This window comes from Inquilinus limosus (genome assembly GCF_002195995.1).
Classification (GTDB): Bacteria; Pseudomonadota; Alphaproteobacteria; order DSM-16000; family Inquilinaceae; genus Inquilinus; species Inquilinus limosus_C.
On record NZ_NHON01000138.1, the window covers coordinates 1 to 11,578 of the forward strand.

Consider the following 11,578-nt stretch of genomic DNA (forward strand, 5'->3'; position numbering starts at 1 on the left):
AGCACCTCCTGCGCAAGGCCGCTCGACGCAACCCCGACGCTATCTGCGACGCCATCGCCTCCATCCTCGACACTGTCACCCCGCCACAGTGCCGCAACTTCTTCGCCCAGGCCGGTTATGACCTCAGATAAATTCATCCCGCTCTAGGGGATGCCCGCGCGCCCCGGGCTCAGGCCGCCAGACGGTCCATCTGCTCCCGCAGCCGGCGCGCATAATCGTCGGCCAGCGCCGTCAGCGCGGCGGCTCCGTCCCCGTGGAAACAGGACCCGTGCATGATGCCGAGCGTGCGCGGCGACAGTCCGGCGAGCCGGCGGATCGTCGGCGCCGTCATCGGGGTCAGGGCGCTTGGGCCGAACATGTCCTCCGCGGCGCGGGCCGGACCCATGACGTCGCCCTCGGTCACGGCCGGGCCGTCGCCGACATGCGCGAACAGGTCGCCGCACAGCAGCGTCCCGGTGGTCTCCTCGTACAGCAGCCCGGCGTCCCAGCCATGCGGGATCTGCGGTGTGTCGAGGTGGCGCAGCCGCTTGCCGCCGAGGTCGATCACCTCGCCATCGGCGAGGGGCCGCGGCGGCCGGTCGGCCATGTCGTTGATCGACACCATGCAGCCGATTCCGCCCTGCACCAGCTGGGCCTGCGGCGCCGCCGCCAGCCATTCATTCATGGCGCCGCATTCATCGGCCTCGACATGGCCGAAGCCGATCCAGCGCAGCCGGTCGACCGGCATCACCCGGGCCAGCGCGGCCGCGACCGACGGGAACATCCGCCGCGGCCCGCAATGGAACAGCAGCGGCTCCTCGGCCCTGATCAGGAACTGGTTGAAGGTGAAGCCGGCCGGCGGCGCGATCTCCGGCACATGGGTCGACAGCCGATAGATGCCGTCGGCGATCTCATCGATCCTGGTCTCGCTCATCGGTTCCTCCCCGGATCGTGCCGGAGGCCCCGTTCGTCGCGGTTTCCGCCTCCGGCACTGACGGCCCATTGTATCATCTGCGCCGATGATCATGCCGGGATATGCAGCCATGGCCGCGGCGGCTCGTCCGCTGTCATCGAGCCGCCGCGGCCGGGATCCGGGACTATCGATGGCGGGGATCAGTCCGCCCAGTGGCCGTACAGGTTCGGCATCAGCCCGGCCAGGGCGCTGAAGCGCGCCCAGGACTTCGCCTCCGTCCGGGTCCAGCCGGCCTCGGCGATCGCCGGCAGGCGGGGGAACACCAGCCGGTCGAACACCGCCCGGTCGGTCATCGGCTCGGACCAGATGCAGGCCTGGACCCCCATCAGGTGCTTCAGCTGCGCCTCGGTCCAGCCCTGCGTGGCCTCGAACTCATAGGTCTCCCGCACCCCCGACCAGCCGGCCCAGCCGGCGCCCGGCTCGGACCAGGCGGTGCTCTGCGACATGTCGAGATAGTAGCGCTGCCCCGGCGCGACCACGATGTCGTAGCCGCGGCCGGCCAGCTCGGCGCTGACCTCGACCGACCGCCAGCCGACCAGGTAGCACTTGTCCTTCTCGATCACGTCGCCATGCGCCGCCTCCTCCCAGCCGCCGGTCACCACGCCGCGCGAGGCCAGGAAGCGCTGCACCCGCTGCAGGAACCCGGCCTGCAGCACCGCGGTCGCCGAGCCTTCGATGGCGTCGGCGCCGTTGTGGTTGCCAAGGGTGTTGACCAGCGCGGCATGCTTCTCCGCCAGCGCGCCGCCGCCCACCTGCCGCAGCCGGTCGAGCGCCAGCGGCGACCCAGACCAGGCGGCCAGCGGCACCTCGTCGGCGCCGACATGCAGGATCTTCGACGGGAACAGGTCGATCAGCTCGTCGAACACGGTCTCGAGGAAACCGTAGACCGGCTCATGCGCCGGGTTCAGGCAGTTGTTGGGGAAGCCCTGCACCGACTGGTACTCGCCATGCTCGCCCGGGTCGCGCAGATGCGGCAGCGCCTGCAGCACGGCGTAGCAATGGCCGGGGATGTCGATCTCCGGCACCACGACGATGCCCAGCCGGCCGGCCAGGGCGACCAGGTCCCGGATCGCCTGCTTGGTGTAGGAACCGCCCTGCGGCTCGGGGCCGGAGCCGAGCAGCGGCGGCAGCGCCAGGCCGTGGCCGCGCCAGGCGCCGACCCTGGTCAGCTCCGGATAGGCGTCGATCTCGACCCGCCAGGCCTCGTCATCCGACAGGTGCCAGTGGAAGCGGTTCATCTTGCTCCAGGCCTGCAGCTGCAGGAACCGCGCCACCTCGGCCGAGGCGTAGAACTGCCGGGCGACGTCGAGATGCGACCCGCGCCAGCCATGCGCCGGCGCATCCTGGATCTCGCCCGCCGCGGGGAACGAGAAGGTCTCGGGATGGCGCCGGGCGCCGCGCCAGATCTGGCCCAGCGTGATCAGGCCGTACAGCAGGCCGGTGCGGGTGCCGGCCCGCACGGCGACGCCGTCCGGGGCGAAGGCGATGCGGTAGGCCTCCGGACCGAAGCCCGGCTCGGTGGCGAGGTCGACGGCCAGGCCGCCCTCCGCCTCCGGCCGCACGATGCCCTCGGCCGGGAACAGCGCGGCCGTCAGCTCGGCGAAGGCGGCGATCGCCTGCCCGGCCTCGGCGTCTTCGCCCTTCGGCGCCAGGCCGGCGGGGACGGCGCGCCGGCCGCTGACGGCGACGCTCTCCGGCCAGGGAATTACCGAGACCGGCACGGGGGCGGTCGTGCCCGAGACCGACATCATCACCGAGGCCGGGACGGGGAAGCGCTCGGTGCCCCGCTTCAGCGGCGCGTTGTCGGTGGCCGAATGGGTCGGCGCGGTGGCGACCCGCGCGGTCGACCCGTCGGCCAGCGCGACATAGGCGGTGGTGGCGCCGTCGGTCCAATGGCGCAGCGGATAGCTCAGGCCCCGGGCCGTGATCGTCCAGGTGGCGCCGGGGGCCAGCTCCAGATCCTGGGCGGGCGTGAACTCGGAATGGTTGGACAGCCGGGCGGTCAGCGTGGCGCCCTCGATCACAGCGGCGGGGTCGATGCGGGCGGGCCCGCTGAGGCAGAGCCTGAAGCCCGAAACGGCCCGGCCCGACCGGTTGGTCAGCCGCAGCGTATAGCTCAGGGAGTCGCCGCCCTCGGCGGGCCGCCAGAAGGTTTCGAGTCGGAACGGGGACGTCATCGGTCGGGCCTTCGCGGTTGGCGGGAACGGGACCGGCGGTCCCCCGCAGCCCGGCCGCCGGGTCGTCGCGATCGACGACGCGCCGTCTGCGTCAGCCGCATGCTGCCCATGGCTGCCGGACGAAGGCAATGGTCTATACCACCCTCGGGCGCAGATTTTGCGCGGCCCGCTCCGGGCGCTCGCCTCCCAATCCTTCCGGATGTGCTATGCGGGCATCGGGCCCGCCGGGCAGCGGGTGTCAGAAAGGCTGTCGGACCGTGATCAGAAGCGATGTCGCCGTGCTCGGCGCCGGAATCGTCGGGGTGTCGGCCGCCCTGCACCTGCAGGCGCGCGGCCGGTCGGTGGTGCTGGTCGACCGCCGCGGCCCGGGCGAGGAGACCAGCCACGGCAATGCCGGGCTGATCGAGCGCGCCAGCGTCGTGCCCTACGCCTTCCCGCGCGCGCTGCCCGAGCTGCTGCGCTACGCCTCGAACACGCGCATCGACGCCCGCTACCACTGGGCCTTCCTGCCGCGGATCGCCCCTTGGCTGTTCCAGTACTGGCGCAACTCCTCGCCGGCCCGGCTGGCGGAGGCGGCGCGGGCGATGCTGCCGCTGATCGAGCGCTGCCTGGACGAGCACCGGCCGCTGCTGCAGCAGGCGGGCATCACCCATCTGGCGCGCGAGACCGGCTGGCTCACCGTCTACCGCAGCACCCGCAGCCTGGAGGCGGGGGAGGCGGGCCGGGCCGTCGCCGCCGCCCATGGCCTGAACTTCGGCGTGCTCGATCCGGCGCAGGTCCGGGCGGTGGAGCCGCATCTGGAGGATGGGCTGGTCGGCGGCGTGCACTGGCAGGATCCGGTCTCGGTCTCCGACCCCGGCGCCGTCACCAAAGGCTATGCCGAGCTGTTCCTGCGCCGCGGCGGCCGGCTGGTGCAGGCCGACGCCCGGTCGCTGCAGCCGGCGGAAGGCGGCTGGAGCCTGCAGGGGCCGGACGGGCCGGTGCTGGCGCGCGACGCGGTGGTGGCGCTCGGTCCCTGGTCGCTCGACCTGCTGCGGCCGCTCGGCTATCGCCTGCCGCTCGCGGTCAAGCGCGGCTACCACATGCATTACCGGCCGCGCGGCAACGCCGTGCTGAACCGGCCGGTGCTGGATGACGACCAGGGCTTTCTGCTGACCCCGATGGCGCGCGGCGTGCGCCTGACCACGGGGGTCGAGATGGGCCATCGCGACGCGCCGCCGACGCCGGTGCAGCTGCAGGCGGCCGAGGCCGCGGCGCGGTCCCTGTTCCCGCTGGAGTCGCGGGTCGACGACCGCCCGTGGCTCGGCGCCCGGCCCTGCCTGCCCGACATGCGGCCGGTGATCGGCCCGGCGCCGCGGCACAAGGGGCTGTGGCTTGCCTTCGGCCACGCCCATCACGGCTTCACCCTGGGGCCGGTGACCGGCCGCCTCCTGGCCGAGATGATCACCGGCGGCGACACCGTGGTCGACCCGTCGCCCTACCGCGCCGACCGGTTCTGAGAGGAAGCGATGCCGGGCCTGCACGAAGGATTGCCCGACCCTATTCCCGCCCTGCTGCCGCGGGGCCCGGGGCATCAGTTCGCGCTTTATGGCGATTCCTGCTCCGGCGTTCCCGGCGCCTTGCACGAGCGGAATTTCGCCGCGGTCAATGCGGTGCTCCGCCGGCTCGTGCCGCAGCCGGAATTCATCCTGTTCCCCGGCGACGAGATCGTCGGCCTGACCGCCGACGCCGAGGCGCTGCGGACGCAGTGGCGGTATTGGCTGGATCACGAGATGGGCTGGCTCGACCGCCAAGCGACCCCGATCTGGCACACCACCGGCAACCACACCGCCTATGACGAGATGAGCGAGGCGGTGTTCCGCGATGTGCTCGACCTGCCCCGGAACGGGCCGCCGGGGCAGGAGGGGCTGTCCTACTGGGTCCGCCGCGGCGACCTGCTGCTGGTCTTCGTCCACACGCTGTGGACCGGCCTCGGCGGCGAAGGCCATGTCGAGACCGATTGGCTGCGTCAGGTGCTGGGGCGACACGCCGATGCCAAGCACAAGCTGGTCGTCGGTCATCACCCGGTCCATCCGGTCAACGGTTTTTCCGGACCCTGGCAGCGCGAGATCGGACCGGAGCATGCGCAGGAGTTCTGGAGCATCCTGGTTGAGGCCGGCGTGCTCGCCTATGTCTGCAGCCATATCCTGGCCTATGACGTCCAGGTGCATCGCGGCGTGCTGCAGCTCTGCACGGCCGGCGCGGGCACCGCCTACCGCATGCCCGAGGGGGCGGAGTATCTCCATTGCGTCCAGGCCGCGCTGGATGCCGAGGGCTTTTGCTGCCAGGTGCTCGACACCGACGGGCGCATCCGCGAGCGGCTGAGCTGGCCGCCGCCCCCGATTCCTGACGAAGCTTGGCGTCCCCTGCCGGCGGGAGACAGCGCCGCGCCGCTGACCGGCCGGTTGGGGCCCGGCCAGTCCGCTGCCTTCCGCTTCGCCGGCCGTACCGCGCCGGCCGGAACCAGTGCAGCGCAGACCCTGATCTCGGCCTTCGACCCGGACAGTCTCGCGCCGTTCTGGATCGGCCTGCGCGGGCCGCGGCAGATCCTGACCGTCATCCTGGGGCGCGAGCCGGGCCGCAGCCCCCTCTATTGGCACGGCCCGGCGCTGTCGGGCGCCTTCGACATCCGGCTGCGCCTCGATCCCGACATGGGGCCAGGCGGCATCATGTGTCGCCTCGACGGCGAGGCGGGCTGGTCCTCGCTGGCGGCGGCCTCGGCCTCCGGGATCGAGCGGCTGGACTGGCCGGGCCGATGGAGCGTCGGGCACGGGCAGCGTGGCTCCGCCGACCGCAGGTTCCAGGGAATGGATCTGAGGGTGTCGGCGGCGGCCGGCTGAGAACCGGACGCCGCCTTGCACGCCCATGGGCGCGACAGCCTCACAGAATGAAATCGGCTGCCGTGAAGGTGAGGACCTCGTTGGTGTGGATCAGGAAATCGGCATGGCCGTCGCCATCGACATCGCCCTGGATCATGTCCGGCCCCTGGATGTGAAAGGCCCGCAGCTCGCCGGCAATGCCGTTGAACCCGGCGGCGCCGATGAAGGTGAAGGCCTGGTTGCCGTCCGTTGTGGTGTCGGCGTCGATGGCGGAGAGGTCGACGCGGTCGCCCTGCGACTGAATCAGCTCGATCCGATCGGGGGCGCGGAAGGTGCTTTCCGCGATGTCTGTATAGATGTAGCGGTCCGCGCCGGAGTCGCCGATCAGGCGGTCGGCGCCGGCGCCGCCCACGAACCGGTCATTGCCGCCGAGACCGACGAGGAAGTCGTCGCCGCCGCCGCCGGTCAGCGTGTTCGCGCCGGCGTTGCCCTGCAGGTTGTCGTCATGGACCGACCCGGTCAGGTTCTCGATCTGGCTCAGGGTGTCGCCCTCGGCGTCGCCGCCGAAGCCCGAGCCCGTCATCAGGAAGACCTCCACCCCGACGCCGGAGCCGAGATAGGAGGCGGTGTCCACGCCCAGCCCGCCGTCCAGCATGTCGGCGCCCTGGCCGCCGTTCAGCACGTCCTGGCCCTGCCAGCCCGTCAGCACGTCGGCGCCGCTGCCGCCGGAGACGGTGTCGTCGCCGAGCCCGCCCTGGATGGTGTCGTCGCCGATCCCGCCGAGCAGCAGGTCCTGGCCGTCGCCGCCGACGAGGATATCGTTGCCGCCGCCGCCGATCAGCAGATCGTCGCCGCCGCGGCCGAAGATGAGGTCATTGGTGCCGGTGCCGAAAAGCGTGTTGTCGGCCTCGGTGCCGAAGATGATCGCCATCAATATTCCCCTTCTTGAAATGTTTCCTTATTCGCGCTGGACGCGGAATGAATCCGGCATGTTTCGCATGGCCGGGTATTCAGAAGCCTATGGTTGGGCTGATAATCCTGCATCTCCCAAACGGGAGGTGCATGCCGGCGGGCCAGGGGCTAGGCTCGCGCGCCGCCCGCCAGCCCTCGCATCGGGGATTCCCATGTTCGATCCGGCAACGCTCGCCCTGTTCATGGCCGCCGCCCTGGCGCTGAACCTGACGCCGGGGCCCGACATGCTGTTCTGTTTCGCCAACGGCGTCGCCCGCGGCCCGCGCGCCGGCTTGGCCGCGGCGCTCGGCATCGGCGGCGGGGCGGCGGTGCACACCACGGCGGCGGCGCTCGGCCTGGCCGGGCTGTTCGCCGCCTCGCCCACCGCCTTCGAGATCCTGCGCTGGGGCGGCGCCGCCTATCTGCTGTGGCTGGCGGTGAAGACGCTGCGCGGCGTCGCCGCCGGTTCCGGCGCCGGCCTCGGCACCGCCGGGCCGCTGCCGGCGCGGCCGGCGGGCCGGATCTTCCTCGACGGCATGGTCACCAATGTCCTGAACCCGAAGGTGGCGCTGTTCTTCATCGCCTTCCTGCCGCAATTCGTCGACCCGGCGCACAGCGCGGTGCTGCAGATCCTGGTGCTGGGCACGCTCGGCAACATCTCCGGCACCACCATCAACGCCCTGGTCGGGATGTCCTCGGGCGGCGTCGGCCGGGTCCTGTCCCGCCGGCCGGCCGTGGCGCGGCTGCTGAACGGCTTCACCGGCATCGTCTTCCTCGGCCTGGCGGCACGGCTGGTGCTGGCCGACGGCCGGCCGAAATAGGGTTTCGATTTCCCGCGTGCGCCGCGGTCCAGCCCTGTTAGATTGTTGCTCAAATCAAGCGGCTGTTCCGGGACGGGAATGTTCGACACGCTTCTGATCGCCAATCGGGGGGAGATCGCCTGCCGGGTGATCCGCACGGCGCGGCGCCTGGGCCTGCGCACCGTCGCGGTCCATTCCGACGCCGATGCCGGGGCGCGCCATGTCGCCGAGGCCGATGCCGCGGTCCGGATCGGCCCGGCCCCGGCGCGCGAGAGCTATCTGCGGATCGACGCCATCCTGGCCGCGGCGAAGGCGACCGGCGCCCAGGCGGTCCATCCCGGCTACGGCTTCCTGTCGGAGAATGCGGAGTTCGCCGAGGCCTGCGCCCGGGCTGGCATCACCTTCGTCGGCCCGCCGCCGGCCGCGATCCGCGCCATGGGCGGCAAGAGCGAAGCCAAGGCGCTGATGGCGGCGGCCGGCGTGCCGCTGGTGCCCGGCTATCACGAGGCCGACCAGGATCCCGCCAAGCTGGCGGCGGAGGCGGCGGCGATCGGCTTTCCGGTGCTTATCAAGGCCTCGGCCGGCGGCGGCGGCAAGGGCATGCGGGTGGTCGAGCGGGCGGAGGATTTCGCCGCCCAGCTGGCCGGGGCGCAGCGCGAGGCCGCGTCGTCCTTCGGCAACGACCGGGTGCTGGTCGAGCGCTACCTGGCCAAGCCGCGCCATGTCGAGATCCAGGTCTTCGCCGACGGCCACGGCAACTGCGTCTACCTGTTCGAACGCGACTGCTCGATCCAGCGCCGCCACCAGAAGGTGGTGGAGGAGGCGCCGGCCCCCGGCCTCGACCCCGCCATCCGCAAGGCGATGGGCGAGGCGGCGGTCGCCGCGGCCCAGGCCATCGGCTATGTCGGCGCCGGCACGGTCGAGTTCCTGCTCGACACCGATGGCCGCTTCTACTTCATGGAGATGAACACGAGGCTGCAGGTCGAGCACCCGGTGACCGAGGCGATCACCGGGCTCGACCTGGTCGAATGGCAACTGCTGGTCGCGGCCGGCGGGACCCTGCCGCTGGGCCAGGACGACCTCGCCATCAACGGCGCCGCGATCGAGGTCCGGCTCTATGCCGAGGACCCGCAGGCCGGCTTCCTGCCGCAGACCGGCCGGCTGGCGCATCTGGCCCTGCCCGAGGCGCCGCCGCATGTCCGCATCGATTCGGGCGTGCGTCCGGGCGATGCGATCTCGATCCATTACGACCCGATGATCGCCAAGCTGATCGTCTGGGATGTCGACCGCCCGGCGGCGGTGCGGCGGCTGGCCCGGGCGCTGGACCAGGCGCGGATCACCGGATTCGCCACCAATCTCGACTTCCTGCGGGCGATCGCGCGCCACCCGGCCTTCGCCGCGGCCGAGCTCGACACCGGCTTCATCGCCCGCCATGTGGCGGAGCTGCTGCCGCCCCCGGCGCCGGCATCGTCCGAGGACATCGCGCTCGCGGCGCTCGGCCTCGTGCTCGGCCGGCCGCGCGCCCCGGCCAACCCCTGGGCCCTGGCCGATGGCTGGCGGATGAATGACGAGGCGGTGGAGATGCTGCGCCTGGCCGACCGCGAGGCCGAGATCCCGGTGTCGGTGCGCTACCGCCGCCATGGCGGGCTGTCGATCGGCACGCCGGACGGGCCGGTCGAGGCCGGCGGCACGCTGGTGGACGGCGCTTTGACCGCCCGGCTCGGCGATCGCACGGTACGGGCGACGATCGTGGTGTCGGCGGAGCGCGTGGCGGTGCTGCGTGACGGCGCCGACCGGGTGTTCGGCATCATCGACCCGCTGGCCCATGCGGGCGAGGAGGCCGGCGGCGGCAGCCGGCTGACCGCACCGATGCCGGGGCGGGTGATCGCGGTGCTGGTCGAGGCCGGCGCCAAGGTGACCAAGGGCCAGCCCCTGATCGTGCTGGAGGCGATGAAGATGGAGCACACCGTGGCCGCGCCGGCGGACGGCACCGTCACCAGCCTGCCCTTCGCCGCCGGCGACCAGGTGGATGAGGGCGTGGCCCTGATCGGCTTCGAGGCGGCCTGAGATGCTCCCCGCCCGGGTCCGCATCGTCGAGGTCGGCCCGCGCGACGGGCTGCAGAACGAGACGGCGGTGGTGCCGCTCGAGGCCAAGGTCGGGTTGATCGACCGTCTGTCGGCCACCGGACTCGCGGTGATCGAGGCCGGCGCCTTCGTCAGCCCGAAATGGGTGCCGCAGATGGCCGATTCGGCCGGGGTGATGGCCCGCATCGCGCGCGCGCCCGGCATCTCCTATCCGGTGCTGGTGCCGAACGAGACCGGCCTCGACGCCGCGCTCGCCGCCGGCGCGACCGAGATCGCGGTGTTCGGCGCCGCCTCGGAAAGCTTCAGCCGCCGCAACATCAACTGCTCGATCGCCGAAAGCCTGGCGCGATTCGCCCCGGTCGTGGCCCGCGCCCGGGCGGAAGGGCTCAAGGTCCGGGGCTACGTCTCCTGCGTGCTCGGCTGCCCCTATGAGGGAGAGGTGCCGCCGGAGAAGGTGGCCGAAGTGTCCGGCTCGCTGTCCGACCTGGGCTGCTATGAGATCAGCCTGGGCGACACCATCGGCGTCGGCACGCCCGGCAAGGCGGTGGCGATGATCGAGGCGGTGGCGGCGCGGGTCCCGCGCGAGTCGCTGGCCGTCCATTTCCACGACACCTACGGCATGGCCGTCGCCAACATCCACGCGGCGCTGGAGCGTGGCGTCGCCGTGGTCGATTCGGCGGTGGCCGGCCTCGGCGGCTGCCCCTATGCCAAGGGCGCCACCGGCAATGTCGCGACCGAGGACGTGGTCTATCTGCTCGACGGGCTCGGCATCGCCAGCGGCGTGGCCATGGACCGGCTGCTCGACGCCACCCGCTTCATCTCCGGCGTGCTCGGCCGGCCGCCGGTGTCCCGCGTCGCCCGCGCGCTGCTGGCCCGGGCCCCGGGCGAAACGGGCGGCGATTCGAACGCTTGATCCCCCGGCCGTTTGGGTCTTCTGATCCGGGACGTTGACCGGGCGATGCCCGGTGTCCGGAACCCGGCCGCCGGATGCGGTCCTGGAGGAACAGTGCCTGTCCATCTGTTGAAGGTCGCCGTCGGCATCTCCGAGCCGGCCCAGCTCGCCGCGGTCCAGCAGGGCCGGCGCCATGTCGTCGACGGGCGCGATGTCGTCTACGGCTACACCAAGCGCATGCCGACGCGGCGGGACGACCTGATCGACGGCGGCTCGATCTTCTGGGTGATCCGCCACGTCATCCTGGTGCGGCAGCCGATCCTCGACATGTTCATGGTGACCGACGAGGACGGCGACACCTATTGCCGGCTGCTCTACCACCCGGAGCTGACGGCGGTGGAGGCCCGGCCGCTGCGCGCCTTCCAGGGCTGGCGCTATCTCGACCCGGAGGCGGCGCCGCGTGACCTGGGGGCCTCGTCGGAGAGCGACCTGCCGGCCCATCTACAGCAGGAGCTCAGGGCCCTCGGGCTGCTCTGAGCGGGCCGTAGCGGGGGCCCGGAAAAGAAATTCACGGAAGTGCAAAAAAGCTCTTGCGTGCCCCGGATCACCCCCCTATAAACCGCTCCACCGACGGCGACGCCGCGGCGACGAACTCGAAAGAGAGCGACGCAGCGGAGGGCAGCCAAAAGAAGGTTGCAAAAGCCGGGTCGGTAACTTACATCGGCGTTTCTGCCCTGGCGGGCCGGCCCTGGAAGGGGAAGGCGCGACGGGCGGATGCGGCTCTGGCGGGGGAGAGATCCTCTGAAGAGCGACGGATCTTGGACAAGTGAGATGTAGTGGAGAAGGGATACGCGGCCGGCGGT

Annotated in this window: 9 protein-coding genes; 6 read left to right on the top strand and 3 right to left on the bottom strand. The window is 71.8% G+C overall.

Annotated features, from left to right (window positions below):
• Positions 1-169: 169 nt before the first annotated feature.
• Together BWR60_RS33635 and BWR60_RS33640 are read right to left on the bottom strand one after the other, a co-directional pair.
• Positions 170-913 (bottom strand): MBL fold metallo-hydrolase, encoded by a 744-nt coding sequence (locus tag BWR60_RS33635; RefSeq protein ID WP_088157291.1) that lies wholly within the window; start codon positions 911-913, stop codon positions 170-172.
• A gap of 179 nt (positions 914-1,092) precedes the next feature.
• Positions 1,093-3,129: a beta-N-acetylhexosaminidase gene (locus tag BWR60_RS33640; protein WP_088157293.1), complete on the bottom strand. Its 2,037-nt coding sequence runs from the start codon at positions 3,127-3,129 to the stop codon at positions 1,093-1,095.
• Positions 3,130-3,386: 257 nt separating this feature from the next.
• On the opposite strand from BWR60_RS33640, the gene BWR60_RS33645 reads away from it, so the two are divergent.
• On the top strand, positions 3,387-4,628 hold the full coding sequence (locus BWR60_RS33645) for an NAD(P)/FAD-dependent oxidoreductase (RefSeq protein WP_230983265.1): 1,242 nt from the start codon (positions 3,387-3,389) through the stop codon (positions 4,626-4,628).
• A gap of 9 nt (positions 4,629-4,637) precedes the next feature.
• A complete protein-coding gene (locus BWR60_RS33650) occupies positions 4,638-6,008 on the top strand; it encodes a metallophosphoesterase family protein (protein ID WP_088157295.1) in 1,371 nt (456 codons plus the stop codon).
• A gap of 40 nt (positions 6,009-6,048) precedes the next feature.
• Here the strand turns inward: BWR60_RS33650 and BWR60_RS33655 are convergent, their stop codons facing one another.
• Complete coding sequence (locus tag BWR60_RS33655) at positions 6,049-6,918, bottom strand: calcium-binding protein (protein ID WP_088157297.1); 870 nt, start codon at positions 6,916-6,918, stop codon at positions 6,049-6,051.
• Between the two features lie 193 nt (positions 6,919-7,111).
• Here BWR60_RS33655 and BWR60_RS33660 point away from each other — a divergent pair, with 193 nt between their 5' ends.
• The 4 genes from BWR60_RS33660 (at position 7,112) to BWR60_RS33675 (ending at position 11,252) form a co-directional block, all read left to right on the top strand.
• Positions 7,112-7,759: a LysE family translocator gene (locus BWR60_RS33660; protein ID WP_088157299.1), complete on the top strand. Its 648-nt coding sequence runs from the start codon at positions 7,112-7,114 to the stop codon at positions 7,757-7,759.
• 78 nt (positions 7,760-7,837) lie between these two features.
• The gene (locus BWR60_RS33665) at positions 7,838-9,805 is read left to right on the top strand and encodes an acetyl/propionyl/methylcrotonyl-CoA carboxylase subunit alpha (protein ID WP_088157301.1); all 1,968 of its coding nucleotides are present in this window, start codon (positions 7,838-7,840) and stop codon (positions 9,803-9,805) included.
• 1 nt (position 9,806) lies between these two features.
• A complete protein-coding gene (locus BWR60_RS33670; protein ID WP_088157303.1) occupies positions 9,807-10,736 on the top strand; it encodes a hydroxymethylglutaryl-CoA lyase in 930 nt (309 codons plus the stop codon).
• A 93-nt stretch (positions 10,737-10,829) separates the two neighbouring features.
• On the top strand, positions 10,830-11,252 hold the full coding sequence (locus tag BWR60_RS33675) for a DUF1489 family protein (RefSeq protein ID WP_088157305.1): 423 nt from the start codon (positions 10,830-10,832) through the stop codon (positions 11,250-11,252).
• Positions 11,253-11,578: the final 326 nt, after the last annotated feature.